At 59.0% G+C, this 25991-nt stretch carries 30 protein-coding genes; 17 read left to right on the plus strand and 13 right to left on the minus strand.

The window, feature by feature from the left end:
* Positions 1-130 precede the first annotated feature (130 nt).
* Entirely contained in the window at positions 131-2593 is a 2463-nt protein-coding gene (hrpB, locus tag ACR0C9_RS16640; protein ID WP_480781493.1) for an ATP-dependent helicase HrpB, read from the minus strand.
* Positions 2594-2716: 123 nt separating this feature from the next.
* Between hrpB and meaB the strand changes: the two genes are divergently transcribed.
* The 5 genes from meaB (at position 2717) to ACR0C9_RS16665 (ending at position 6754) form a co-directional block, all read left to right on the plus strand.
* Positions 2717-3694, plus strand: a complete 978-nt coding sequence (gene meaB, locus ACR0C9_RS16645) for a methylmalonyl Co-A mutase-associated GTPase MeaB (protein ID WP_170454137.1) — start codon at positions 2717-2719, stop codon at positions 3692-3694.
* Between the two features lie 155 nt (positions 3695-3849).
* Entirely contained in the window at positions 3850-4983 is a 1134-nt protein-coding gene (locus tag ACR0C9_RS16650) for a Hint domain-containing protein (protein ID WP_170454135.1), read from the plus strand.
* A 191-nt stretch (positions 4984-5174) separates the two neighbouring features.
* A complete protein-coding gene (rpmB, locus tag ACR0C9_RS16655) occupies positions 5175-5462 on the plus strand; it encodes a 50S ribosomal protein L28 (protein WP_170454133.1) in 288 nt (95 codons plus the stop codon).
* Between the two features lie 406 nt (positions 5463-5868).
* On the plus strand, positions 5869-6219 hold the full coding sequence (locus tag ACR0C9_RS16660) for a hypothetical protein (RefSeq protein WP_480781494.1): 351 nt from the start codon (positions 5869-5871) through the stop codon (positions 6217-6219).
* A gap of 43 nt (positions 6220-6262) precedes the next feature.
* Positions 6263-6754, plus strand: coding sequence for a copper chaperone PCu(A)C (locus ACR0C9_RS16665; protein ID WP_170454129.1), 492 nt, complete (start codon positions 6263-6265; stop codon positions 6752-6754).
* Positions 6755-6856: 102 nt separating this feature from the next.
* Here the strand turns inward: ACR0C9_RS16665 and ACR0C9_RS16670 are convergent, their stop codons facing one another.
* Positions 6857-7465 (minus strand): HdeD family acid-resistance protein, encoded by a 609-nt coding sequence (locus ACR0C9_RS16670; RefSeq protein WP_480781495.1) that lies wholly within the window; start codon positions 7463-7465, stop codon positions 6857-6859.
* A gap of 45 nt (positions 7466-7510) precedes the next feature.
* On the minus strand, positions 7511-8203 hold the full coding sequence (locus ACR0C9_RS16675) for an NAD-dependent deacylase (protein ID WP_170520679.1): 693 nt from the start codon (positions 8201-8203) through the stop codon (positions 7511-7513).
* A gap of 28 nt (positions 8204-8231) precedes the next feature.
* On the opposite strand from ACR0C9_RS16675, the gene ACR0C9_RS16680 reads away from it, so the two are divergent.
* The gene (locus ACR0C9_RS16680; protein WP_170520681.1) at positions 8232-8675 is read left to right on the plus strand and encodes a low molecular weight protein-tyrosine-phosphatase; all 444 of its coding nucleotides are present in this window, start codon (positions 8232-8234) and stop codon (positions 8673-8675) included.
* On the opposite strand, the gene ACR0C9_RS16685 is transcribed toward ACR0C9_RS16680, so the two are convergent.
* From ACR0C9_RS16685 to ACR0C9_RS16695, 3 genes are all read right to left on the minus strand, one after another.
* Positions 8672-9625 carry a LysR family transcriptional regulator gene (locus tag ACR0C9_RS16685; RefSeq protein ID WP_170454121.1) on the minus strand — a complete coding sequence of 318 codons (954 nt, stop codon included), beginning with the start codon at positions 9623-9625 and terminating at the stop codon, positions 8672-8674. The two genes, ACR0C9_RS16680 and ACR0C9_RS16685, sit on opposite strands and share 4 nt — an antisense overlap.
* Positions 9626-9689: 64 nt before the next feature.
* Positions 9690-9998 carry a hypothetical protein gene (locus ACR0C9_RS16690; RefSeq protein WP_170454119.1) on the minus strand — a complete coding sequence of 103 codons (309 nt, stop codon included), beginning with the start codon at positions 9996-9998 and terminating at the stop codon, positions 9690-9692.
* A 147-nt stretch (positions 9999-10145) separates the two neighbouring features.
* Positions 10146-11366, minus strand: a complete 1221-nt coding sequence (locus ACR0C9_RS16695; RefSeq protein ID WP_480781496.1) for a hypothetical protein — start codon at positions 11364-11366, stop codon at positions 10146-10148.
* Here ACR0C9_RS16695 and lepA point away from each other — a divergent pair.
* Positions 11322-13121: a translation elongation factor 4 gene (gene lepA / locus ACR0C9_RS16700; protein WP_480781497.1), complete on the plus strand. Its 1800-nt coding sequence runs from the start codon at positions 11322-11324 to the stop codon at positions 13119-13121. The genes ACR0C9_RS16695 and lepA overlap by 45 nt on opposite strands.
* Before the next feature lie 190 nt (positions 13122-13311).
* Positions 13312-13893, plus strand: coding sequence for a hypothetical protein (locus tag ACR0C9_RS16705; RefSeq protein ID WP_480781498.1), 582 nt, complete (start codon positions 13312-13314; stop codon positions 13891-13893).
* 7 nt (positions 13894-13900) lie between these two features.
* Here ACR0C9_RS16705 and ACR0C9_RS16710 read toward each other — a convergent pair whose 3' ends face one another.
* Positions 13901-14200, minus strand: a complete 300-nt coding sequence (locus ACR0C9_RS16710) for a hypothetical protein (protein WP_480781499.1) — start codon at positions 14198-14200, stop codon at positions 13901-13903.
* 494 nt (positions 14201-14694) lie between these two features.
* Between ACR0C9_RS16710 and ACR0C9_RS16715 the strand changes: the two genes are divergently transcribed.
* Positions 14695-15015 (plus strand): hypothetical protein, encoded by a 321-nt coding sequence (locus tag ACR0C9_RS16715; protein WP_480781500.1) that lies wholly within the window; start codon positions 14695-14697, stop codon positions 15013-15015.
* Positions 15016-15144: 129 nt separating this feature from the next.
* Positions 15145-15594, plus strand: coding sequence for a hypothetical protein (locus ACR0C9_RS16720; protein ID WP_480781501.1), 450 nt, complete (start codon positions 15145-15147; stop codon positions 15592-15594).
* Between the two features lie 908 nt (positions 15595-16502).
* Here the strand turns inward: ACR0C9_RS16720 and ACR0C9_RS16725 are convergent.
* Together ACR0C9_RS16725 and ACR0C9_RS16730 are read right to left on the minus strand one after the other, a co-directional pair.
* On the minus strand, positions 16503-16640 hold the full coding sequence (locus ACR0C9_RS16725) for an entericidin A/B family lipoprotein (RefSeq protein ID WP_170623664.1): 138 nt from the start codon (positions 16638-16640) through the stop codon (positions 16503-16505).
* A gap of 61 nt (positions 16641-16701) precedes the next feature.
* Positions 16702-17043, minus strand: a complete 342-nt coding sequence (locus ACR0C9_RS16730; protein ID WP_170623662.1) for a metalloregulator ArsR/SmtB family transcription factor — start codon at positions 17041-17043, stop codon at positions 16702-16704.
* A 348-nt stretch (positions 17044-17391) separates the two neighbouring features.
* On the opposite strand from ACR0C9_RS16730, the gene ACR0C9_RS16735 reads away from it, so the two are divergent.
* The 6 genes from ACR0C9_RS16735 to ACR0C9_RS16760 all read left to right on the plus strand — a co-directional run bounded on the left by ACR0C9_RS16735 (position 17392) and on the right by ACR0C9_RS16760 (position 21269).
* Positions 17392-18024 (plus strand): ATP-dependent Clp protease proteolytic subunit, encoded by a 633-nt coding sequence (locus ACR0C9_RS16735; RefSeq protein WP_170454101.1) that lies wholly within the window; start codon positions 17392-17394, stop codon positions 18022-18024.
* A gap of 135 nt (positions 18025-18159) precedes the next feature.
* Positions 18160-19428: an ATP-dependent Clp protease ATP-binding subunit ClpX gene (gene clpX / locus ACR0C9_RS16740; protein WP_170454099.1), complete on the plus strand. Its 1269-nt coding sequence runs from the start codon at positions 18160-18162 to the stop codon at positions 19426-19428.
* Between the two features lie 186 nt (positions 19429-19614).
* On the plus strand, positions 19615-19977 hold the full coding sequence (locus ACR0C9_RS16745) for a RidA family protein (protein WP_480781550.1): 363 nt from the start codon (positions 19615-19617) through the stop codon (positions 19975-19977).
* 78 nt (positions 19978-20055) lie between these two features.
* Positions 20056-20439 (plus strand): NADH:ubiquinone oxidoreductase subunit NDUFA12, encoded by a 384-nt coding sequence (locus tag ACR0C9_RS16750; protein WP_170454097.1) that lies wholly within the window; start codon positions 20056-20058, stop codon positions 20437-20439.
* Between the two features lie 12 nt (positions 20440-20451).
* Positions 20452-20904 (plus strand): outer membrane lipid asymmetry maintenance protein MlaD, encoded by a 453-nt coding sequence (gene mlaD, locus ACR0C9_RS16755; RefSeq protein WP_170454095.1) that lies wholly within the window; start codon positions 20452-20454, stop codon positions 20902-20904.
* On the plus strand, positions 20901-21269 hold the full coding sequence (locus ACR0C9_RS16760; protein WP_170520694.1) for a DUF2155 domain-containing protein: 369 nt from the start codon (positions 20901-20903) through the stop codon (positions 21267-21269). The genes mlaD and ACR0C9_RS16760 overlap by 4 nt, the downstream gene beginning before the upstream one ends.
* Here the strand turns inward: ACR0C9_RS16760 and aat are convergent.
* The 4 genes from aat to ACR0C9_RS16780 all read right to left on the minus strand — a co-directional run bounded on the left by aat (position 21224) and on the right by ACR0C9_RS16780 (position 24448).
* The gene (gene aat, locus ACR0C9_RS16765; protein ID WP_170454091.1) at positions 21224-21856 is read right to left on the minus strand and encodes a leucyl/phenylalanyl-tRNA--protein transferase; all 633 of its coding nucleotides are present in this window, start codon (positions 21854-21856) and stop codon (positions 21224-21226) included. The two genes, ACR0C9_RS16760 and aat, sit on opposite strands and share 46 nt — an antisense overlap.
* 48 nt (positions 21857-21904) lie before the next feature.
* Positions 21905-23254 (minus strand): acetyl-CoA carboxylase biotin carboxylase subunit, encoded by a 1350-nt coding sequence (gene accC / locus ACR0C9_RS16770; RefSeq protein WP_170520698.1) that lies wholly within the window; start codon positions 23252-23254, stop codon positions 21905-21907.
* 9 nt (positions 23255-23263) lie between these two features.
* Entirely contained in the window at positions 23264-23761 is a 498-nt protein-coding gene (gene accB, locus ACR0C9_RS16775; RefSeq protein WP_170520700.1) for an acetyl-CoA carboxylase biotin carboxyl carrier protein, read from the minus strand.
* Between the two features lie 150 nt (positions 23762-23911).
* A complete protein-coding gene (locus ACR0C9_RS16780; protein WP_170454086.1) occupies positions 23912-24448 on the minus strand; it encodes a LuxR C-terminal-related transcriptional regulator in 537 nt (178 codons plus the stop codon).
* 193 nt (positions 24449-24641) lie between these two features.
* On the opposite strand from ACR0C9_RS16780, the gene ACR0C9_RS16785 reads away from it, so the two are divergent.
* The gene (locus ACR0C9_RS16785) at positions 24642-25931 is read left to right on the plus strand and encodes a helix-turn-helix domain-containing protein (protein WP_480781502.1); all 1290 of its coding nucleotides are present in this window, start codon (positions 24642-24644) and stop codon (positions 25929-25931) included.
* The last annotated feature ends 60 nt before the right edge of the window (positions 25932-25991 follow it).

The following is a 25991-nucleotide window of genomic DNA, read 5'->3' on the forward strand; positions in this document are numbered from 1 at the left end:
TCTTTCAGAGCGGCTGAGGTAACAATTACGTCAGGTAATTTCAATGAAATCGTAAAGTTTCGGTGAATTTTAGCCTGTTTTGGCGAAAATATGTGACTTTTTGTGGGGTATAGCCGTGCATCGGGCTGGTTCAGCCTTTCGACTGGCCTTGCCTGCGTTTGGCGCGCAGGGTCGGATCGGCCTGCGTTGGGTCTTCGGGCCAGGGGTGTTTCGGGTATTGCGCACGCATGTCCTTGCGCACGTCCGCGTAGGACCCGACCCAGAAACCGGGCAGGTCGCGGGTGATCTGAATGGGCCGCTGCGCCGGGGAGAGCAGGGTGATCTTCAACGGGGTGCCCCCGACAACCGGGTGCTGAGTAACACCAAAAAGCTCCTGAAGGCGCACCGCAATTTCCGGGGCTGCGCCACTGTAATCAATGGGAACTTTGCGACCCAAAGGCGTGACAAACGAACCCGGCGCGCGCCGGTCCAGTTCCTGCGTTTGCGTCCAGTCCAGACGGGCGCGCAGGGCGTGCAACAGGTCAAACCGTTTCCAGTCTTCGGCCGAGCGGACGCCGGTGAGCATCGGCAGCAGCCAATCCTCAAGCGCGTTCATCAAGCCGTCCACCGAGAAATCGGGCAAATCGACCCCGTCCACGCGCACCAGTTCCACCCGTGCGGCAAGGCGGGCGGCGGCTCCGTCCAGGTGCAGCCCCAGATCGCGCACGCCGTCTAGCATGGCCCCAGCCACCGCGTCTTCAGGCACGTCCTTCCAGATACGATCCCCAAGCGTGATCGCGCCGAATTGCTCCTGCCGTCTGGCGACAACGCGACGATCCCGTTTGGACCAGACGCAACTGTCGACCCAACGAATCTGATCGCCGAATTGATCGCGAATCTCACGTTCCGAGATCTGAACTGCCATCCGAACCCGTGCCTCGCGCGGGTTTCCGTCGGTGTCGAGCACAACAAGATAGGGGGCTGCGGCCAGTGTGTCGTCGTTTTCCAGAATAACCCCTTTTCCTCCTGACAACACATATCGCGGCGCATCGCCTTTGCGTCGCTGTCCGATCCTGTCGGGATAGGCCAAGGCCGCCATCGCGGCGGGGCTTTGGGTGTCGGTCTGGGGTGGGGCGACGGCCCGCAGGCGTTTTGCCTCGGCCTTGATCCGGTCCAGTGCGCCCACGTTCACCTGCCAGGGCTTCCCCCTTTGAAATGCGCGCAGGTCTTTCATTGCATCCAGCCGCAACGCCAAATCGACCGGAGCGCCACGCAGCGGGTCCCGCTCGGCCAGCAGGGCTGCAAGCGGCGCGGCCTGAGCCCCGGCGCTTACCAGCATATGCCCCAGACGCGGATGCAAAGGCAGAGCCGCCAGATGTCGCCCGTGATCGGTGATCCGTCCTTTGCCGTCGATTGCATTCAGCATACCAAGCAGGGCTCTGGCCTCGGTCAACGCGCCTTCTGGTGGCGGCGTCAGAAAGGCCAGATCGCCAGCATCCGCACCCCAAAGGGACAGCTCCAACGCCAATCCGGTCAGGTCTGCCGACTCGATTTCGGCAGGCGGGTAGGCGGCCAGCGCGCCCTCTTCCCCCTTGGACCACAGCCGGTAGCAGACTCCTTCGGCCACACGCCCGGCGCGGCCCATGCGTTGGGTTGCCTCGGCCCGAGTGACCCGCTCGGTTACCAGACGCGACATGCCCGAGCCCGGATCGAACCGTGCCCGGCGCGCCTGTCCCATGTCCACGACCACGCGAATATCGGGAATCGTCAGCGATGTTTCCGCGATTGAGGTGGCCAGCACCACTTTGCGCCCGCTTTCAATCGGAGCAATGGCCGCGCGCTGGGCGGCAAAGGGCAGGGCACCGAACAAGGGTCTCAGAACACAGTCCTTCGGCAAGCGCTGCGCCAGTGCTGCCTCGGCCCGCCGGATTTCCCCCTCGCCAGGTAAAAAGACCAGCACCCCGCCGCCTGTTGAGCGAGTCTCGTGCACTGCGGTTTCAACCAGATCGCACAGCGCATCCAAACGGCGGGCTTGGGTGCCCAAAGGCCGATCCAGCCAACGGGTTTCGACCGGATAGCTGCGCCCTTCGGATGTCACCAACGGGGCGTCCATCAACTGCCCGACGGGCTCGGCATCCAGTGTTGCGGACATGGCCACCAACATCAGATCGTCACGCAGCGCCCCTGCAACTTCAAGACACAGCGCCAGACCCAGATCGGCATTCAACGAGCGTTCGTGGAATTCGTCGAAGATCACGGCTCCGACCCCGGGCAGGTCCGGGTCGGATTGCAGCATCCGGGTCAGGATGCCTTCGGTAACGACCTCGATCCGGGTCTGTTTTGAGACCTTGGCGTCACCGCGCACGCGGTAACCGACGGTTTGGCCTGCACGCTCGCCCAGCGTTTCAGCCATCCGTTCGGCGGCGGCCCGCGCGGCCAGCCGGCGGGGTTCCAGCATCACGATCCTGCCGTCGCACAGTCCGGCCTGCAGCATGGCCAGCGGCACGCGCGTGGTTTTCCCCGCGCCCGGCGGAGCCTGCAACACCGCACGGCGATGGTCGGTCAGGGCCGAGAGCAGTTCGGGCAGGGCGTCATCGATAGGCAGTCGGGTCATGTCGCCTTATCGCCAAAGCTTGCGGCAAGGTCCAGCAGGCCCGGCGGGAACCACGCATAAGTGCTCTGGACAAACAGGGTTCTGACCCTTCATTTAGGGCAAAATTCCAAAAGGGTCGCACGCATGGATATTGCTGAACTGGGTGAGAGGATTTTGCAGGGCGAACGCCGTGCTTTGGCGCGTGCGATTACTCTGGTCGAAAGCATCCGGGCCGATCACCGGGCACAGGCGTCCGAGCTTTTGGCCTACCTCGCCAAATCTGGCCGCCAATCGCTGCGGATTGGTCTGTCAGGCACACCCGGTGTCGGCAAATCCACGTTTATCGAAAGCTTCGGCATGATGCTGATCAGTCAGGGTCTGCGCGTCGCGGTTCTGGCGGTAGATCCCAGTTCGGCCCGGTCGGGTGGCTCGATTCTGGGCGACAAGACCCGGATGGAACGCCTGAGCCGCGAGCCAAACGCGTTCATCCGCCCCTCACCCAGTCAAAGTCATCTGGGCGGCGTCGCGCGTCGCACCCGCGAAGCCATTGCGCTGTGCGAGGCGGCAGGGAATGACGTTGTGCTGATCGAAACCGTCGGCGTCGGTCAGTCCGAGACGGTGGTCTCCGAACTGTCTGATCTGTTCCTGCTGCTGCTGGCCCCGGCTGGCGGGGACGAGTTGCAGGGCGTCAAGCGCGGCATCATGGAGATGGCGGATATCATTCTGGTCAACAAGGCGGATGGCGATCTGAAGGCCACGGCAACGCGCACCTGCGCCGATTATGCAGGGGCCCTGCGGCTGCTGCGAAAACGACCTCAGGACCCCGAGGGGTTTCCCAAGGCCATGACCGTTTCTGCGGTTGAAGAACATGGGCTGGATCAGGCTTGGGACGAGATGCAGGCCCTTAGCCAATGGCGACGCGACAAGGGGTATTGGGCCGCAAGCCGGGCAACGCAAGCGCGGTACTGGTTCGATCAGGAGGTTCGGCATGCCCTGCTGGCCCGGCTGGACACGCCCTCGGCCCGCGCCGAAATGGACCGGCTGAGCACTGAGGTCGGCGCAGGCACGCTCAGCCCCTCGGTTGCGGCGCGGCAGATGCTGACCGCCCTGGCGGCGGACTGACCCGGCCGCCCTTGCGCGCAACGCTTGGCTAGGGACCGTTTGTCGGTGTAGTCTGAACGCAATGTGTTGATACGTTGCTTTTTACATTGATTTTAAACGGTCTTGGCCCCGGCGGTTTTGTCTGGTGCTAAGCTGACAGACGGGAACTGCCGACCATGCCCAATATTCGCGGCACCAATGGCAATGACATAATCGACGTCACCGATGACAACGGGACGTTGAACGGCACGCCGCAGGGAACGCCGATTGACAACGTTCGCGGCCGACGCGGTGATGACGAGATAACGGTCACCAACAGCACGGTTGTTGGCATCGTAGGCGGTGGGGGCGGTGATGACGATATCACAGTCACCGGCAGTACCGTGGGAACCGTGGGCGGCGGAGGCGGGGCCGATACCGTCATTGTGCGCGGATCGGACATCTCGAACATCAATCTGGGCAATGGCAACGACACGCTGGACTTTCAAAGTTCAACCGTATCGGGTTCGATTGATGGCGGCGGGGGCACCGATACGCTGAACCTGCCGGAAGGTACGGTGATCAATGACAGCACATTCGGGACGATCACGGTTGTGGCAGGGACCAGTTATTCCCTGTCCAGCGGATCGTTTACGCTGCCATCGGGCACGACTGTCACATATTCGGCGTTCGAAAACGGGGCCGGCTTCCCTTGTTTCACACGCGATACCCTGATCCGGACGGATCAGGGGAACCGCCCTATTCAAACCCTAGCGACCGGTGACATGGTTCTCACCATTGGCAATGGGCTGCAGGCTATCCGCTGGGCGGGCAGAAGGCGGTTCGACCTGGCGGCGATGGAGCGTGACCCCAAGCTGCGTCCGGTTCGGATATTGGCCGGTGCCTTGGGGCAAGGGGTGCCGGACCGGGACCTTTTGGTGTCGCGGCAACACAGGATGCTGGTGCAGTCCGAGATCGCCCAACGGATGTTTGGCGCGGCCGAGGTTTTGATCCCCGCGATCAAACTGACTGCGCTGCCCGGTATTTTTGTGGACCAAGAGGTGCAGGAGGTTGAGTATTTTCACCTTCTCTTCGACCGGCATGAAATCATCGAAGCCGAAGGCGCACCGACCGAAAGCCTTTTCACCGGCCCCGAGGCGCTGAAATCCCTCAGCCGCGACGCGCGGGCCGAGATTTTCGGGATATTCCCGGAACTGGCGGACATAAACCACCAGTCGGATCTGGCGCGCTTTGTGCCCAAGGGGCGGCATCAGATGAAACTGGTGGCACGGCATCTGAAAAACAACAAACCCCTGTTGCAGCGCCCTTGATCCCGATACAGGTTCTTGGGGCCGGGCAATGCCTGCCGACATAGTGCAAAGAATTCGTGCTGGCTGTCTTGACCCTTCCTGCGATTCCCACTACACGCATCCAACCAGTTTTCGGGCGCGACTTCGGGTTGCGCCCCTTGTGATTTGGCCGCAGGCATTTTGCCCGGCCTCCAGAAACAAAGGAAGAAACCATGTCGCGCCGTTGCGAACTGACCGGAAAAGGCCCGATGACTGGCAACAATGTCAGCCACGCCAACAACAAAACCAAGCGTCGTTTCCTGCCGAACCTGAACGACGTCACCCTGCAGTCCGAAGCTCTGGGCCGTGGCGTCAAGCTGCGCATCTCGGCTGCTGCTCTGCGTTCGGTTGACCACCGCGGTGGTCTGGACGCGTTCCTGGCCAAAGCCAAGGACGAAGATCTGTCGGCGAACGCGCTGAAAGTGAAGAAGGAAATCGCCAAGGCACAAGCCTCGGCCTGATTGCTTCCACTGCCAAGCATTCTTGACCCCGTACCAGCCTGGTGCGGGGTTTTTCTGTGTTAGGGGTGCTCTGGCGTGGTGCTATTGTTGACGATTTGGAAATAAAATCACCAAACCGTGAACTAGTTCACATACAGTCAGGCGGGCGCGACGTACCGTTGATGTATTCTTCTGGCGGGGGCCGTCCGATGTCATTCAAAAGTTTCTATATTTTTCTGTTGCTTACCAGTGTTTTCAAAAAGGCATACTTGGCTTGTACCCGTATGCAACGCCGGGTGAATCATTCCCACACCAGCCTGACCAAGGGCACCGTCAAACGGCCCGGGCTGGACTACTAAAATCCGCTTCAAGCGCGACCCTTTGGCGCTTGAAGCGTTTTCTGTCTGTGAATTATATGCGGATCAGGATGAGATCTGCTGTTCATAGCCTGTTCCCCATTGTGCTTTCCCTGTTTGTGGTTCTGACCGGACAGGGTGTCGCCGTCTCGCGCGGCGTGGACAAGGCTGTGGGTCAGATGGTGCTGTGCACCGGAAACGGGCCGGTTGTCGTTTACATGGACGAGAGCGGGCAACCTACTGCACCCCCGCACTATTGTCCCGACTATGCGCTGACGCTGCTGGGGGCGGTTGCGATTGCGCAACCGTCATTGCCCCAAGCCCCGTTGCCCGAATTGCCGCCCCTTTTACGGGTCGCAGAAAGCCTGATTGCACTGCCTGTTCCGCAAACACCGGCGCGCGCGCCTCCTTCGATCGTCTGACTTTTTCCAAAAAACTCAAATCGCGAGAAAAAGGAGACGTAAGATGTCCCTCAAAACCACTCTGTTTGCTGCCCTTGCAACCGCCATTCTGGCTGGTCCTGCCCTTGCCGAGGGCACAATTGTTGTCGACGACGCCTACGCCCGGTCTGCAGGCAAGGCCGCCAAGGCGGGGGCGGCGTTCATGATGATCAAGAACACCGGCGACACGGATGATCGTCTGGTCAGTGTCACTTCGGATGTATCGGCCCGGGTCGAACTGCATACGCACAAGATCAACGATGACGGGGTCGCCCAGATGATCCATGTCGAGGAGGGCTTTGTCATCCCGGCGGGTGAAACGCACATGCTGAAACGTGGTGGTGACCACGTCATGTTCATGGGTCTGAAAGAGCCGTTCGAACAGGGCGCGACGGTTCCGGTCACGCTGGTTTTCGAACAAGCGGGCGAGATTGTGATCGAGGTTCCGGTCGATCTGGAGCGGCAGGATAAGCACGGCCACGAACATAAGCACGAGCACGGATCGGAGTCGAACTAAGACTTCACCTGTCTTCGGGCCGCTCTGCGGCCGTCATCCATGCGACAGGCCGGGCGATGCCCGGCCTGTTGTCGTTTTTGGCCGGTGTCGGTGAGTATGTGTTCAGCGGTTCACCGTCTTTAGTCCCACGCGACTTTTGGCATTGCGAAAACGTATCGCCAGCCAGACCATGACGGCTGAAATGGCCAGGGCCGAGAACGCGATGGCCCATCCCAGCGCCACGAGCGCAATGGCGGGCCAGATCATCAACACCAACCCGACAATCAGTGCAGCAAACCCCGACCCGCGCATCGAGCCGCGCTGTGGGTCGCGTTCGTGCATCTGACCGGCTGCCGCCAATGAACCGATGCCGATGATAAGCGCCCAAGCCCCCAACAGGAAAAACGCCAGTTTGACGGTGCCTTCGGGCCAGATCATCAGGATCAGACCGATCAGAACACCGCCAATGGCGGCCCTGCCCAGCAGCCCCCGACGCCCAACACCGAACAATGTCAACGCGCCATCCAGGATCAGCAACGCCCCCACCAGCCTCAGCAACAAGGCGATACTGCCCGAGGGCCAGAACAGGGCGGCGATGCCCACAGCCCCGGCCAGCACCCCGCGCAGCAGAAAGGTCCACCACAGGCTGGCCAATTGCGCGCTGAGCATGTCGCGGTCCGCCATGCTGCCTTCGTCCATGATTTCACCGGTTCGGGGATCTTGGTCTGTCATGACGTGGTCTCGCTTTGGTTATGTGGTCCGCTTATAGATGGTTTGTTATGTCTTGGCCTGTAACAGCCGATCAACCCATAGCGGCACAGTTTCGGTTGCCTTGCCGACCAGCCTGTCATCAAAGCTGTTGTCTGTGGGTTCGAGATTGATCTCGATCGTATGCGCCCCGAATGCCTGTGCCTCGCTCGCAAAAGCAGCGGCGGGATAGACCTGGCCGGATGTTCCGATTGTGGCAAAGATCGAGGCTGTCGCCAGATGGCCGAAGATGTCATCCATGTGATAGGGCATCTCACCGAACCAGACCACATCGGGCCGCGCGGCAGGGGCGTTGCAGGCCGGGCAGGGCTCGGTCACGGCCATCTCGGGCGGCGCGGTCCAGCGATGTCCGCAAGAGGCGCACAGCGCGCCAGCCAAAAGGCCGTGCATGTGGATGACGCCCTCGGCCCCTCCGGCCTCATGCAGGCTGTCGACGTTCTGCGTCACGATCACGACCTCGCCGGGCCAGTCCCACTGTAGCCGGGCCAGAGCGTGATGGGCTGCGTTGGGCTGCACCTGCGCGGCTTGAACACGGCGAGCGTTGTAGAACCCCTGAACCAAGGCCGGATTGCGGGCAAAAGCTTCGGGCGTTGCGACATCTTCAATCCGGTGCTGCGCCCACAACCCATCTTCGTCGCGAAACGTGCTGAGACCGCTTTCGGCGGAAATACCGGCCCCGGTCAGAATGACGATCTTTTCCATATGTCCTCGGCGCGTTAAGAGATGAGTTATGACACACCGTATCCTCTTTGTCTGTCTGGGCAATATCTGCCGGTCCCCTGCGGCCGAAGGCGTGTTTCGCGCCCGTGCCCCTCAGTACAAGTCCGACAGTGCCGGAACCTCGCGCTGGCATATCGGCAGTCCGCCTTATGGCCCGATGCAAGAGACCGCCCGCGCGCGCAACATCGACCTGAGCGATCTGCGCGCGCGCCAATTCGTGGCCGAAGATTTTGACCGGTTCGATCTGATCGTAGGGATGGACGCGAACAATATCGCCGATATTGAAGCCCTACGTCCTTCAGGCAATGAAACCCCTGTGCGGCTGCTGACCGAATTCGCACCGCAGACAGGGGCGGATCAAGTGCCTGACCCTTACTACACGCGGGATTTCGACGGGGCTTTGGATTTGATCGAGGTCGCGGTTGACGGCCTTTTGGACCATTTGGGCGATTAGCCGTCCATCACCTTCAACTGACCGCTCAACCACGGCAGTTTCGCCATGGCGGGATCGATGATCTGGCTTTGCATCAGACGCCGCATCATCCCGGCGACCTCTTGCGGAACCTGATCGGACCAGTCTGTCCGCGTGAACAGCGAGATTGTTCGGGAAAACGCGCCAAACGGGCAGGGATGGGCCTGCAGATCATCATGGAACCGCGTCGCGCGCATATAGCCCAGCGGTGTCGTGATCGCCCAGCCCAACCCCCGCGCGACCATGGCCATCAGCGCCAGATGCGAGCCGATCTCGAATCGTTCCTCGAATTCCATCTGCTGTCGGGCCACATGGCTTTCGATCTGGCGGCTGATCAGTTGCTCGCGCGCATAGCGCAGGAATGGCAGCTCCTGCACAACGGCATCCGCTGAGCCTGCGCCGTTAGGGGCCACCAGAATGAACGGATCCTGAACCAGGGGGTATTCGACCACACCTTCCAGCACTTCGCCGCTATGGGCCGAGACCGCCAGATGCAGTCGCTGCGCGTCCAGCTCGGCAAACAGGTCCAGACTGGGCAGGGTGATCAGCTTGAATTTCGACCGGGTCAGGCTGTCGGCCAGCAAGGTGGCCAGCCGTGGTGTCAGGTCATTGTCGAAATCGTCGATCAACCCGATGGATAGCGTGGTCAGATGCCCCAAATCCATCACGGTCAGTTCGCTTTGCGCCATTTGCAGCTCGGCCAGAACCGCTTCGGCCCGCGACAGAAAGCTGCGCCCGGCCTGCGTCAGACGCATGGGCCGCCGCCCGTGATCCACCAGATCGGTGCCCAGAGCCTTTTCCAGATTGCGCAACTGCTGGCTGACCGAAGGCTGGCTGAGCCCCGTGATCTCGGCCGCTTGCGCCACCGATCCCGTCCGCGCCAACGCCTCGAACACTTCGAGACCGCGCAGGGTCAACCCTTTCATTACCATGCAACGTCCTTTCGCTGCGCCTTTTCTGAGGGGCAGCGGGCGTCAGGTCAAGAAGGGGAAGCGCTTAGCTGCAGATTGCCTGCGCCATTTGGCCGAAGTTCTGATACCGATCCCACAACGCATCATCGCGCGCCGTGCGCGACATCTTCAATTCCTGCGCCTGATGGGGGTCTTCGAACCATTTCGAGACGGTTTTCTGATCGCTGCGCGTCAACGCCTGATCCGCCACGCGTTGAATGCAACTGCACCGATCCCGCGTCGCCGCCTGACGATCTGACGCCAGACATGCCCGTTTGATCTGGGACGCGTCCACAGTCGGAGCAACCGCCGTCAGCGACGTCGCACAAAATGCGATTAAGAGGAACTGTTTCATACTCGAGCCTCGTTTTTTGCCTGCCCGGACGGGTCTTGTGCCCCTCTCGGTCTGCGGCGGAGTATGAATCAAAGTGGGGAGCGGATCAATTGGGTGGTTGGAAAAAGTGAATACACGGGACAGAAACACCTCAGCCGGTGTCGGCTACTACAGAAATGGTATCCATCGCTGCAGGGTTTCGATCACCGCTTCGATCTTTTCCGGATGTTTGGCAATGTAGGTGTCCACAACAACGGTCGCGCCCTTGGTGGTTCCAGCTACGATCGCTGTGCCAACAGCTAAATTTATCTTTCCAGCAGACCATTTGATAAGGCTGTTCAACCCGGCTTTGAATTTTGCAAGAATAGCCTCGATCCACTCACGAGCAGGACTTTCCTGCTCCAAAGCGTTCGAGAGCTCCTCTTCTGCTTCCCAGATCAACGTGACCGCGCTGGATAGATGTTCGTCCTGGATGCTCTCAGGTGGGTTGTTTCCGCCGATCCCATGGCGGGCGGCGGTTTTTGTGTTCAGAGTTTTGCTTAGATCGGCCAAGGCCGTCTCGACCTCAAATCGAGCTCGGATGCGCTCAATCGCGTCCGCCACCGCTCTGGGGCCAATATTCCAGACTGCGTCGTCGATCTCTGCCACCCGGAGCTGTTGGTCCCAATCCAGCGGACGACCAACTAGGAACCCCGAATACCATTCCCGAAACCAGTCGGTGCCAAACTCGTGGGCGACGATATCCATCAAATGATTGGTGCGCCAAGATGAAAATGAGTTTTCCTCAGACCACAAACGTAAGGCGAAAGGGTCTTCGGCTGAGAAATCGCCGTTGATCGATTGGTGCAGCAGTTTGGTGGCATCCCCGCGCAATTGGCCATCTGCGCCGGCGGCTCCTCGAAAATAGCTGTTCAGCCTGTTGATAGATGCCCGGTTACAAGAATTCAGCTCACGTTCGCCGGTCAGTCCCGCGACCGCTTCTCTTAGTGCTCCAAACCGAAAATCGAACTCGCCCGACTCTTCTTTTGCAACGTGATCAAATTCGTCGCGCCGATGCTTTAGCGAAATGAGCGCATGGGCTTCCGTATCACCGACTGTACTGACAAGCAGCTTGAGATAGGCACATAGGAAACCACGTAGACGTTGCACATTCTTAGTATCTGTCAAACGCGTGGCGATACTCGTCGCAGCCGGTACAGATCGCAGCCCATTCCGTCGCAGTACGTTGCGCAACGTGGTTTCGCTGGCTTTCGACTGCCAAGTCTCAATTGTTTCGTTGCTCAGGTTCTGGTTGCTGTCGTTCTCCACCTTGACCGCCTTAAAAAACCCGCTAATACGCGGAACATGACAGACCTCGCTCATATCCGCAATTTCTCCATCGTCGCGCATATCGACCATGGCAAATCCACCCTTGCTGACCGGCTCATCCAAGAGACCGGAACGGTCAAGGATCGCGACATGAAGGAACAACTGCTCGACAGCATGGATATCGAGCGCGAGCGCGGCATTACCATCAAGGCCAACACGGTCCGCATCGACTATACCGCCGATAATGGTGAGCATTACGTGCTGAACCTGATCGACACCCCCGGTCACGTGGACTTTGCCTATGAGGTCAGCCGCTCCATGCGCGCGGTCGAGGGTTCTCTGCTGGTAGTGGACTCGACCCAAGGGGTCGAGGCGCAGACGCTGGCGAATGTCTATCAGGCCATCGACGCCGATCATGAGATTGTGCCGGTGCTGAACAAGATCGACCTGCCAGCCTCCGATTGCGACCGCGTGGCCGAACAGATCGAGGATGTAATCGGCATCGACGCGACCGACGCGATTCAGGTCAGCGCCAAGACGGGGCAGGGCATCCACGAGACGCTCGAGGCCATCGTCACCCAACTGCCCGCGCCGCAGGGCAATCTGGACGCGCCGCTCAAGGCGATGCTGGTGGATTCGTGGTACGACGCCTATCTGGGCGTGATCGTTCTGGTCCGCATCATGGACGGCACGCTGAAAAAGGGCATGCGGGTCAAGTTCATGTCGAACGGCACCCTGCATCACGTCGACCGCGTCGGCGTGTTCCGGCCCGAGATGGAGATGGTTGAGTCCTTAGGCCCCGGTGAGATCGGGTTTCTGACGGCATCCATCAAACAGGTCCGCGACACCCGCGTCGGCGACACGATCACCAATGATCGCAACGGCACCGAAGTTGCGCTGGACGGCTTCAAGCCCGCGCAGCCGGTGGTGTTCTGTGGCCTCTTCCCCGTGGACAGCGCCGAGTTCGAAGATCTGCGCGACGCGATTGAGAAACTGGCGCTGAACGACGCCTCATTCTCGTACGAAATGGAAACCTCGGCCGCGCTGGGCTTTGGCTTCCGCTGCGGATTCCTGGGCCTTCTGCACCTTGAGGTCATCCGCGACCGCATCGAACGCGAATATAATGTCGAGCTCATCACCACCGCGCCGTCGGTGATCTATCACGTCTACATGAAAGACGGTGAGATGATCGAGTTGCACAACCCCGCCGACATGCCGGACCTGTCCAAGGTCGATCACCTTGAAGAACCGCGCATAAAGGCGACCATCCTTGTGCCGGATGAATATCTGGGCGACGTGCTGAAACTGTGCCAGGACCGGCGTGGCATCCAGTTGGACCTGACCTATGCGGGTTCACGCGCGATGGTTGTCTATGACCTTCCCCTCAACGAAGTTGTGTTCGACTTCTATGATCGCCTGAAATCCGTAACAAAGGGTTACGCCAGCTTTGACTACCAGATGACCGGTTATACCGAGGATAATCTGGTCAAGATGTCGGTGCTGGTGAATGACGAACCGGTCGACGCGCTGTCGACCATGGTTCACCGCGACCGGGCCGAGATGCGGGGCCGGGCGATGTGCGAAAAGCTGAAAGACCTGATCCCGCGCCACATGTTCAAAATCCCGATCCAGGCCGCCATCGGAGGCAAGGTCATCGCCCGCGAGACCCTCTCGGCCCTGCGCAAGGACGTCACGGCGAAGTGTTACGGAGGCGACGCCACGCGGAAACGCAAACTGCTGGACAAGCAGAAGGCGGGTAAAAAGAAGATGCGCCAGTTCGGGAAGGTTGATATCCCGCAGGAAGCGTTTATTAGCGCCTTAAAAATGGATAGCTAAAAGCTGTCCGTTTTTACAGCGGATGGGCGAAAGCGGTTGGTGCAGCCAGCTGCGTGCCTACACGGTGGGGTATCGCGCGTACGGACCCACTTACCGATAGCTGTCTTAACTGACTGAAAATACTTGCGATTCACAGATCGATTGCTCGTTCACTTTGATCTGATACAGTGGGAAAAAAGCGAGCAGATCGATGAAAGACCAGTTTGTGTTGGCCCCGCAGCCAACTCTTAAGCGTATCGCGGATTTAGACGGCCCAGATTTTTACCCAACACCTAGCTGGGCTACACAGGTGTTAATTGATAGCGAGCAATTCTCTGGCAAGATTTGGGAGCCAGCCTGTGGTGACGGCGCTATGTCTAGCGTTTTTTTGGACAATGGATTTGAGGTAGTGTCTTCTGATTTGCATGATCGAGGCTACGGAATGTCTGGGGTCGACTTCACTCTCGAAAAACGAATGGAAGACAATATCGTCACCAATCCGCCGTTTCACAGTGCTGAGGAGTTCGTTCACGCCGGTCTTGCTCAATGCCGCCACAAGTTTGCTCTTCTTCTGCGTCTTGCATTTCTGGAAAGCGCAGGCCGTCAAAAAACGATCTTTTCAGTTTGTCCTCCGAGCACCGTTTGGGTTTTCAGTGAACGGATTACGTTTTACCCAAAGGGCGCTGTGAGAAAGGGCAGTGGTACTACAGCATATGCTTGGTTTGTGTGGGACAAACAGCATTGCGGTCCCACACAGCTGAAATGGTTGCCGGTCGGATATAAGCAAAAGTAAGCCTTGCCTATTTATTAACGGCGGCACGACCTTTGTCTGTTATCGTCCAGCTTTCAAAATCTGAGCTGTAGTCTGCAAGGCCGTTTGACTGTAGGCCCGTTCCGTTATCTCGATGGCTAACGGTGTTCCTCACTTTCTGCGAGAAATATGTATCTGACCGATTTTCAACTATGTCCGCGTCATGACCCGTTGGCTGTAGCCGTGCTTCCAACAAATCAATCAACTCAGTGATTGTCAGTGTTCCGTTCTTTGAAGATGCTAGTTCGACTAAAACTTCGTGTCGAATTTGGGCTTCCGTGTAATCCATTTATTCTCCTTAAGATTGAGTAAGTTTTGATTATTTGGGTGATGGAAATTGACGTTCAAGATATTGAATGAGAATTATTTTGAGACTTCATGGAGCTAGTTCAATTTAACTCTCTCGCTCTTTCAAATTTCAACCCACACGCCTGGCAGCACGACCGCGCCGACCCGCCCCCATGGGGCGGCGCGTTTGCGCCCCGAGGCTCCGCCCGCTTGGCCCTGAAACGGTCCCCCGGACCGTTTCCGAGACGGGCCTCACCCCCTCGGGTCGGCGCTGCTCTCTGTTTTGTTGATCGACCGTTAGCGCCTCCGTAGGGCGGGCTTCAGCCCGCCATTTGCTGTGGCCTAACTGGCTGTCGGGTCTCTGGCGGTTCCATTGGCGGGCTGAAGCCCGCCCTACGAGGGTGAGGGGGCATTTGTATTGTGACCCAATTCACATCTATCAACTCTACAATCTGATACTGTTGACCTATCGGAAACTCTCCGCAGGAGGCTCCAATGTCGACATCCATAATCCCCCTCATCGCGCTTGGATCGGCTGGCCTCTATTCCGTTGCCATGATCGCGATGAAGTTCTGGTGGAAAATCCCCGGCATCGGCCTCGGCCTGTTGATCGTCGCCACGTTATTGGCGGGCGCGACGCTGGAACTCGCCGCGCTTCGCGAGGAACGGTTGGGCATCATCTACACCGGCATTCTGGGGGCTGAGGTCATCCTGATCGCCGTCGCCTCATATTTCCTGTTCGGCGAGAATTTCTCGTATCGTGAGGTCTTTGGCATCGGCCTTGTCATCCTCGGCACCGCGCTGGCCTGGGCCTGAGGGCGCGCGTCATCTAACGCCAAGCTGAGCCTGCCGTTAAGTTTCCTTTAGGTAAGTTGTAACCGCCTCTCCCCCTCCCAATCTGTACGACAAGGCCAGTGATGGCCACGATCTGACGGAGGAGAGACCATGACCAGATATATGACTGCCGGAGCGGCTGCTTTGGCCTCGACCCTCGCCCTTGGCAGCGCGGCTGCCGAAACCACGCCCGATCTGCGCGGCACCTGGACGGCCAGCCAGACCACCGTGTCGCCGTCGAATGCGGCCACGGGCGATGCGCCTCGGTTCAACCAGTCGGAATGGGTGCTGGAGATCCAGACGCAGCAGGACAACGTGTTTTGGGGCCCCAGCATGTGGCGGCGCAGTGCGATGGATGACTGGACGCTGTATGAGGCGACCGGTTCGATCAGTCAGGACGGCTCGGGCAAGATCGGGATCGTCGAAAGCTCGGCCGAGCCAGCCGTCGGTGTGAACGCGCTGATCGATGCGCGCTATGAGGATGGCAGGATCTATGCGGATTTCCGTAGCCTGCGGACCGGAACGACCTACAGCACCGTTCTGGAACGACAGGTGAACTGAAGCGTTTCCGGCCTGATCGCATGTAGGGGGTACCTGCCGTCTATTCCGGCGGCCTGTAATAGGTAGCTAAGGTCAGGTCGGAGCGCTTCTCAGATCAACGGCCCCGAGTCGTTCGATTCGGGGCGGTTTGGGGGTGGATTCGGCTGCGAGACCGTTTGTTTTCAAGTTCGCACCTGCAGCATCGGGCGATTTTTGGACCTGTGCCCGGTGTTTCGACTTTTCCGGCACCAAGCCTGCGCGGTTGCAAAACTTCTCGATTTATCCACATCGCACTCCAGCCAGATATCAACAGGTTATCCCCGTCTAATTTCCATGCTGCAGTGCTATTTTCTTGCCGGATAAAGGGCGCAATGTAACAGTCTTACTACCGCAGCACTTCTTCGGATAGGGCGGCGGGGCGCAAGGGCCAAGGTGGCCGGAGCAAGTTGAGTAGATCTTAGGATTTGGCTTAGTTTGCAAAGGTTTGCCAGGCGGTGATCGGTCAGTGTTGGGTGTCCGCCCAGTGGTGATAGGTCAGCGTTTGAAACGGTTCAGGCGCGCTGCGATGGCCTTCGGGTTCAAAGCGGCAGCCACAGTTTCGCAAGGGGCTGAGGCAACTGGATCGACGCACCCCTCGGGGCAAGTCGGACCGGTAAGGCGTCAGGAGTGTCCGAAAGGATGCATGCAAAGACCGCGTCTGCGCACCTGACGCCTTTTCCTATTCAGGATCAAGGTTCCATACAGGCTACCACTTACGACCCCCGCAAATGGCAACGGGGTTCTTTCGTTCGCACGAAAGAACCCCGTCTTAACGCCAGAAATGCAATGCCGCGTCTATGCACCTGTGCCTGTCAGCCTAGCGCCTTCGGATCAGGTTTTCAACAATATGTTGATGCAATTCTACGCGACCCCGCAATATGCTGGGCGTGTCAGATGTTCTCCTGAACCTCGGTCGCGGCGTTCTGGATCGCGTCTCCGGCCTTTTCAATGTCTTTGCCAGCGCCTTTGGCGGTTTCGCAGGCGGTCAGTGCAAACAGGCTCAGGCCAATCAGAATTGCGCGGATCATGCTTGTCTCCTTAGTGCTCGATCCTGTGTTCGGTAGCACCTTTTCCAACGGCGGGCCAGCGTTAGGCTGCGTCGTCCTGACAAAACAGTTCGTAAACGGTTTCCAGCATCTTGCGGGGGCGATCGTCTGCAAGCCGGTAGTAAATGGCTTTGCCCTCACGTCGCGGCAAGACCAGACCTTCCAGCCGCAGCCGGGACAATTGTTGCGATACGGCGGCCTGACGGGCGGACAGCAACTCTTCCAGTTCGGTTACAGATTTTTCGCCAGACACAAGATGACACAGGATCATCAACCGACCTTCGTGGCTGATCGCCTTCAGAAAGTTTGAGGCGCGGGTCGCATTGTCGACCATTCGGTCTAGATCATCTCGAGTCATGTCCGAAGATAGCTGGGGAAGGGCCATCGCTTCTTTTCCTTGCAGGCCCGCCGAGCGGGCGTTGTTTTCGTTCCATAAGTGCTTTGCGTGCGAAACACTCCGTTGCGTAGTTTGGACGTATTTTCCTATATGCATGAATCAAAATGTCGTGATGAATGTAAGGGGAATTTATCGTAACCCTTGTCCCTTATGATCCAGAGGCATTCGCGGAACAGGTCGGTTTCAGGCATGTCGGCCGTCGCAACCCACCAACATTTCCACAATCAGGGGCCGATGTTTGCAGCCCCCCTTGCAGCCCCCCAGTGGCGACACTAAGACTCGGGTAATACTTGTTGGGATAGTCTCCCGAACCATAGCAAATCAGGCAGGTTACGAATGTTCGATCCAGTAGACACCTACATGAATACGCTTGTCCCCATGGTGGTCGAACAGACCAGCCGCGGCGAGCGCGCATATGACATCTTCTCGCGTCTGCTGAAAGAGCGGATCATCTTTATCAACGGTCCGATCCATGACGGGATGAGCCATCTCGTCGTGGCCCAGCTGCTGCATCTTGAGGCGGAAAACCCCAACAAGGAAATCTCGATCTACATCAACTCGCCGGGTGGTGTGGTGACCAGCGGTTTGTCGATCTACGACACAATGCAGTACATCAAGCCGAAATGTTCGACGCTGGTGATCGGTCAGGCGGCCTCGATGGGGTCGGTTCTGCTGGCCGGTGGTGAAAAGGGGATGCGGTTCTCGCTGCCCAACAGCCGGATCATGGTGCACCAGCCCAGTGGTGGTTATCAGGGCCAGGCCAGCGATATCATGATCCACGCGGCCGAGACGCAAAAGCTGAAGGATCGTCTGTATGACATTTACGTGCGTCATACCGGCCAAACCAAAAAGGCGGTTGAAAAGGCGCTGGATCGTGACAATTTCATGAGCCCGGAAGAGGCGAAAGAATGGGGCCACATCGACGAGATCGTTGAAAACCGTGCCAAGATGGACACGGAAGAGGCCTAAGAGACGGATCCCGCGCCCATCGCGCGGGGGTCATTTTGAGATTGTAGCCGCCACAGTGCTGGCCTAAGCTGCACGAACATGCGCAAGGGCGCCCCGGCAGACAGGGGCGCAGGGACGAAGCCCGAAAGGTAGATCATGGCGACGAATTCAGGCGGTGACGGCAAAAACACGCTCTACTGTAGCTTTTGTGGAAAAAGCCAGCATGAGGTGCGCAAGCTGATCGCGGGGCCGACCGTTTTCATCTGTGATGAATGTGTCGAGCTGTGCATGGATATCATCCGCGAAGAGACCAAAGCCAGCGGGCTGAAGTCATCCGATGGTGTGCCGACGCCCAAAGATATCTGCGAGGTTTTGGACGATTACGTGATCGGTCAGGCGACCGCCAAGCGTGTGCTGTCCGTGGCGGTGCACAACCATTACAAACGTCTGAACCACGCCCAGAAAGCGGGCAGTGATATTGAACTCGCCAAGTCCAATATCCTGCTGATCGGCCCGACGGGCTGCGGTAAGACGCTTTTGGCGCAGACTCTGGCGCGTATTCTGGATGTGCCGTTTACCATGGCGGACGCAACCACGCTGACCGAAGCCGGTTACGTGGGTGAAGATGTCGAGAATATCATCCTGAAACTGCTCCAGGCCAGCGAATACAATGTCGAGCGGGCGCAGCGCGGCATCGTCTACATCGACGAGGTCGACAAGATTACCCGCAAGTCCGAGAACCCCTCGATCACGCGCGATGTCTCCGGCGAAGGTGTTCAACAGGCGCTGCTGAAACTGATGGAAGGCACCGTGGCCAGCGTTCCGCCGCAAGGGGGGCGCAAGCACCCGCAGCAGGAGTTCCTGCAGGTGGACACCACGAACATCCTGTTCATCTGTGGCGGGGCCTTTGCGGGTCTCGACAAGATCATTGCGCAACGTGGCAAAGGGTCGGCCATGGGCTTTGGCGCCGATGTGCGTGACAATGATGACCGCGGCGTGGGTGAGATTTTCAAGGATCTCGAGCCTGAAGATCTGCTGAAATTTGGCCTGATCCCGGAATTTGTTGGCCGTCTGCCGGTACTGGCGACGCTGGAAGATCTGGACGAAGATGCTCTGGTCACCATCCTGACCAAGCCCAAGAACGCTCTGGTCAAGCAGTACCAGCGCCTGTTCGAACTGGAAGATGCCGAGCTTGGCTTTACGGACGATGCGCTGAAGGCGATTGCCAAGAAAGCGATCGAACGCAAAACGGGCGCGCGGGGACTGCGGTCGATCCTTGAGGATATTCTTCTGGATACGATGTTCGAGCTGCCGGGCATGAAGAACGTGACCGAAGTTGTCGTCAATGAAGAGGCGGTCAGTTCGGACGCGCAGCCCCTGATCATTTACGCAGATGCAGCACCGGAATCTGCATCCGCAGGTTAACCCAAGCGACGGTTCAGGGGGGCTCTGCCCCCATCGTGGCAAGCCACGATTCCCCCGAGGTATTTTGAAACAGAAGAAGGGCGGATCCATTCTTCATCTGGCTAAAAATATCTCGGAGCGCGAGGCAGAGCCTCGCAATGAATCCGGTTTGCGTGGTGGAGTCCTTTTAAGTTCTCGGTACGGTGGATCGCAGTGAAACGTATTTCTTCAGGTGGCGAATTCGAAGCCAAGGCCGGGTATTGCCGCGCCGTGGTTGCAGGTGGTTGGGTACATGTTGCCGGGACCGTCGGGCAGGGAGATGACGTTGTCTCACAATGCCGGTCTGCGTTGTCCATCATAGAAAAAGCACTGGCAGAGGCCGGAGCGGAATTCTCAGACGTTGTTCGCGTCACCTACATGTTGCCGGATTGTCATGAATTTGAACCTTGCTGGCCCATTCTGGCCGAAACCTTTGGCGCAAACCCTCCGGCGGCGACGATGATCGAGTGTGGTCTGATCGATCCGAAATACCGTATTGAAATCGAAGTGACGGCATTCTTGCCCGAGTGACGCAGTCACGCGGGTGGTACTGGACCTTTGCCCGCCTTTCGGTCATATCTTGCCTGACGAACACGCCGGAGATCACCTATGGGACTTCTGAACACTCTTTTGCAGGCTGTGACTTGGTGGAACGGGGCGACCCTGAACACGAAACTTTATACAGCGCGCAAAGGTGTCAAAGTTGGTGAAGACAATGAAGGCAACGTGTTTTACCGCAATGCGGATGACAGCAAACGCTGGGTGATTTTCAACGGTGAGGCAGAGGCGAGCCGCGTTGATCCGGACTGGCACGGTTGGTTGCACCGGACTTGGGATGAGCCGCCGACCGACAAGCCGCTGCCCCACAAATCCTGGGAAAAGCCGCATCAGGAAAACCTGACGGGCACTGCATTGGCATACACTCCGGCAGGATCGTTGCGCAGGCCTGATCCGGTCGAGCGCAAAGATTACGAGGCCTGGAGCCCCGAATAACAGAGGCGAGCAATGTCGACCCATAATTGGACCGAAGTTTTCGTCGGTGGCGCCGTATTGGCCGTTGCCGTTGCATTTGGCGTTTATGCCAGCCAATCGACCGGCCTGTCCCAGGGCGGCACTGGTTACGAGTTGGGCGCGTCCTTCCGCTCGCTCGAAGGGGTTGGTGTTGGCACCGATGTCCGTCTGGCTGGCGTCAAGATCGGCACCGTAACCGGTGTTGAACTAAACGCGGACACGTACCGTGCGGATACGACCTTCACGATTTCTGACGGGATTCTGGTGCCCGATGACAGCGCCATTGTGATTTCGTCCGAGGGGTTGCTGGGTGGCAACTTTGTCGAGGTGATGCCCGGCGGCTCTCCGTTCTTTTTTGAGCCAGGGGACGAGATTGAGGACACACAGGGCGCGGTCAGCCTGATCTCATTGCTGGTCAAATTCGTTGCCGGAGACGGCGGCGAATGAGGGGGCTGGCGCTGACCGCTCTGCTGCTCTGCGCGACGGGCGCGGCGGCACAGCAGAAGGTTGAATCCGGGCCCGGGGCGATGCTGCGTGGCCTGGACAAGGTCAGCGGTCAGACGGTCGATGTCGAAATGCAAAGCGGCGAGACTCAGCCGGTGTTTGGTCTGGACGTCGCACTAGGGGATTGCCGCTATCCGGCGGACAACCCGACGGGCGATGCCTTTGCCTATCTGACGATCTGGGAAACGGGCAAAGCCGATCAGCTGTTTGATGGTTGGATGATCGCCACGTCGCCCGCGCTGAACGCTTTGGATCACGCGCGTTACGATGTCTGGGTGATCCGCTGTATCACACCCCCAGCCGACTGAGTTATCGGGGCCGTAAAATCGGCGCTGGCGCTGATCGCATCTTCCAATGCTTTCCTGTAGCGGCTGCGCGGTATTTCGATGGCCCCGAGTGAGGCAAGGTGGGCCGTCAGAAACTGGGTATCGAACAGTTGAAACCCGGTTTGGCGAAGCCGATCGACCAGATAGGCCAGGGCGATTTTTGAGGCATCGGTGCGGCGCGAAAACATGCTTTCCCCAAAGAAAGCTGTGCCCAGAACAACCCCGTAAACGCCGCCGACCAATTGGTCATGGTCCCAGATTTCAAGCGAATGCGCGTGGCCGGCCTGATGCAATTGGCTATAGAGATCTCGCAGTTCGGCGTTGATCCAGGTGTCGGCCCTGTCGGCGCAGCCGTCGACGACTGCGGCAAAATCCCGGTTGATAGTGACGTCGAAACCGCAATTACGGATACGCCGGGCCAGACTTCGTGAGATGTGAAATCCGTCCAGCGGGAACACGCCCCGCAGTTTCGGGTCGACCCAGAACAGGTCCGGGTCATCCCGATGTTCGGCCATCGGAAAAATGCCGATGGAATATCCATGCAGCAGAAGTTCAGGGGTCAGGCTCATCGGATATGCCCGGAGCCCGGACGGGTGGACCCGTCCGGCCTTGCGACTTTATTCGCCCATATTCTCCGCAAGCCAGTGCTCCAGCCAGTGGATGTTATAGTCGCCGCTATGCAGGTCGGGTTCCTGCAACAGCGCGTGAAACAGGGGCACGGTTGTGTCGATGCCGTCCACGATCAACTCTCCCAAAGCGCGATCCAGACGGGCCAGAGCCTCGGCCCGGTCGCGGCCTTGAACGATCAGCTTGGCGATCAGCGAGTCGTAATAGGGTGGGATCGAATAGCCGTCATACAGCGCCGAATCCATCCGTACGCCCAGACCACCCGGCGCGTGATACGCGGTGATCTTGCCGGGGCAGGGAGAGAAGTTTGGCAGCTTTTCGGCGTTGATCCGAACCTCGATGGCGTGGCCGTTGATTTCCAGATCGTCCTGACCGAAGGACATCGGCTCACCAGCTGCAACGCGGATTTGTTCGCGCACCAGATCGACGCCAAAGATTCCTTCGGTGACAGGGTGTTCCACCTGCAGGCGGGTGTTCATCTCGATGAAATAGAACTCGCCATTTTCGTACAGGAACTCAATGGTGCCCGCGCCGATATAGTTGATCTTGGCCACCGCATCGGCGCAGATCTTGCCGATTCTGGCGCGTTCTTCGGGGGTGATGCAGGGGCCGGGGGCCTCTTCGAACACCTTCTGGTGGCGACGTTGCAAGGAACAGTCACGCTCACCCAGATGGACGGCGTTGCCTTTGCCGTCGCCGAAGACCTGAATCTCGATATGGCGCGGCGTGGTCAGGTATTTCTCGATATAGACCTCGTCATTGCCAAAGGCGGCTTTACCTTCGGCCCGGGCGGTCATGAAGGCGCTTTCCATCTCGGCAGCGTTCATCGCGACTTTCATGCCGCGCCCGCCGCCACCGGCGGTGGCCTTGATGATGACGGGGTAGCCGAATTCCTCACCGATGCGTTTGGCGTCTTCCAGCGTGGGAACGCCACCGTCCGAGCCGGGAACACAAGGCACACCCAGTTCCTTCATCGTGTCCTTGGCGGTGATCTTGTCGCCCATGACGCGGATATGTTCAGCGGTGGGACCGATGAAGGTGATGCCGTGGTCTTCGACGATCTGCACAAACTCGGCATTTTCGGACAGGAAGCCATAGCCGGGATGGATCGCCTGCGCGCCGGTAATCTCACAGGCCGAGATGATAGCGGGCACCGACAGATAGCTTTGCGGGCTGGGCGGAGGGCCGATGCACACCGATTCGTCCGCCATGCGCACATGCATCGCGTCGCTGTCGGCGGTGGAGTGCACGGCGACCGTCTTAATCCCCATCTCGCGCGCGGCGCGGATGACGCGCAGGGCGATCTCGCCTCGGTTGGCAATCAGGATCTTGTCGAACATGGGCCCGCCTTACTCGATGATGACCAGAGGGGTGCCGAATTCCACAGCATCGCCATCGCCGACCAGAACACGCTTGATTGTGCCCGATTTGGGCGCGTGAATGTGGTTCATGGTTTTCATCGCTTCGACGATCAGCAGCGTGTCGCCTTCGGACACGGACGCACCGACCGAGATAAAGGCAGGCGCACCAGGTTCGGGCTGCATGTAGACCGTGCCGACCATGGGTGACGTCACAGCGCCGGGGTGGCTGGCCGGATCTTCCTGTGCGGCGGGGGCTTCCGCGGCGGCCGGGGCTGCTGCGGCAACGGGTGCGACGGGTGCAGCCGCAGGAACGGCAACCTGCACCGGGGCGGCAACCGCCTGAGCTGCACGGCTGACGCGGACATTCAGGCTGTCGTCGTCGCCATATTCGCGCATGACTTCCAGTTCGGTCAGGTCGTTTTCGCGCAGCAATTCGGCCAGTGCCTTGATGAACGCCACATCCGCTTCGTGTTTGGTATCTGTCATGAGTGTCCTCGACGGTTCCCCTTTGGCCCGTCTGTTCGCGCGGGCTTTGGTATGATTACGCAGCGTTATAAGCCAAGCGACCGGTCATGAAAAGCGCAGTCTGACAGGAGAAAACGAACCTTTTGCCCCTGCTGCTCAGGCAGTTTCGCGTCACAGGGGCATGCCTGACAGTTTCGCCACCAGTTCCGGCAGTTTACGCGCCCCGAATTTTTCAAGCAGGCGGGCGCGATAGGCCTCGATCGTGCGGTAGCTCAGCCCCAGTTCCATGCCGATTTCTTTTGCCGAAAGACCCCGGCAGGACAGGATTGCGACCTCGCGTTCGCGCACGGTCAACTCGACGAGGGGGCGCTCTTCAGAGATATCGGAGAAGCTCCAGATTCCATGGCGAAACGGGTCGTCGGGTGTCAGCGACCGTCCTCGCGCCCGGCACCAGAACAGATCGCCATCGCGCCGACGCATCACCCGTTCGTCGGTATAATAGCCGGTGCTGCGCATCACCTGCAGGCTGCGTTCCCCGATCCGTTCCCAATCAGCGACCGAAGGGTACAGATGCAAAAGCGGCATGTTGCGATAATCGACTTCCTCGCCCCCGAAGGTGCGTGCGAATTGCAGATTGCACCGCCGGATGATCCGGTTTTCCAGTTCAACCAGACCGATGGGGGCGTATTCGAATGCGGGGTCGCTCATGGTCTTATCGTGCCGGGAATTGAGGCGGATTAGAAGGGGCCTTGCGCAGTCGCCGGATATTCTGCGCCATCGTGCTTTTCGCCGTCGGTGTCAAAGTTGTAAATCCATAGTGAAAAGTACGACTTAACTGAATGCAAAAAATAGAATAATCTGAAAACAACTAGATCATTCGCAGCGCTCAGGAGGTGGTGCTATGCGCGACACTCTTACCGGAAGCCGCATACGTGAACGGCGCCAGATTGCCGGGTTGCGACAGGCTGAACTGGCGCGTCGTGTCGGAATTTCTGCGTCCTACCTGAACCTGATCGAACACAATCGCCGCCGGATCGGGGGCAAATTGTTGGTCGATATTGCCGGGGCACTGGCAGTTGAGCCATCGCTGCTGACGCAGGGGATCGAGGCCACGCTGATCTCGGCCTTGCGAGAGGCGGCGGTTGATGCGGTCGGGCAAGAGGCCGAGGTTGACGGGCTTGAGGAATTCGCCGGGCGCTTTCCGGGCTGGGCGGGTGTCTTGGCGCAAATGCATCAGCGGGTGATCTCGTTAGAGCGCACGGTAGAAACCCTGTCAGACCGTTTGACCCACGACCCGCATCTGGCGGCCGCGATGCACGAGGTTCTGTCGACGGCAGCCGCGATTCGCTCGACGGCGGGCATTCTGGCGGACACGCAGGACATTGATGCCGAGTGGCAGGAGCGATTTCACAAGAACCTTCATCAGGATGCCGAACGGCTGGCCGACAGTTCCAAGGCGCTGGTGACCTATCTGGACGAAAGCGACTCGGCCACTGACCCGCGGGGCGTACCCCTGGAAGAGGTCGAAAGCTATTTTGCCGCGCGCGGTTACAGTTTCCCCGAACTCGATGAGGGCGGGTCCGCGGATGTCAATCTGGACGGGCTGAACACAGCCGCCGCGCGCACCGTGGCGCGCGAGGTTCTGGACCTGTGCGCACAGGACGCAAGGGCCATGCCGCTTGCCCAGCTTGAAAAGCTGATGGAGGCGAAAGAGCCGGACCCAATCGAACTGGCCCGCCTGCTCTCGGTCGATGTTGCAACGGTTCTGCGGCGGATGGCCTTTCTGCCGGAAAGTGTACTGCACCGCCCGGCCGGTTTGGTTCTGTGCGACGCATCCGGCAGCATCCTGTTCTTCAAGCCGCTTCCCGGTTTTGTTCTGCCGCGTCATGGCGAGGCTTGCCCGTTATGGCCGCTGTTCACCGCGTTAAGCCGTCCCTTGGTACCGGTGCGAAAGCAGATCGCGCAGCTTGGGCGCAGTTCTGCTGAATTTGAATGCCACGCCTATGCCTGGCTTCATTCTACGCCCGGATACGATCAGGACCCTGCCTATCGCTCAGCCATGTTGGTGCGCCCGGTCGGGGATGGGGTGCAGGGTGTCGCCTCGACCCGGGTTGGGGCAAACTGCCGGGTGTGCCCCAGCAAAGACTGTGCATCCCGGCGCGAGCCTTCGATTCTAAACGAAGGCTTTTGACAGTATCCTGACTGAGCGCTTAATCTGGCGGTGGCAGCGGGCTTTGTGCGCCAGTTGCCA

Source organism: Ruegeria sp. C12 (assembly GCF_056537745.1).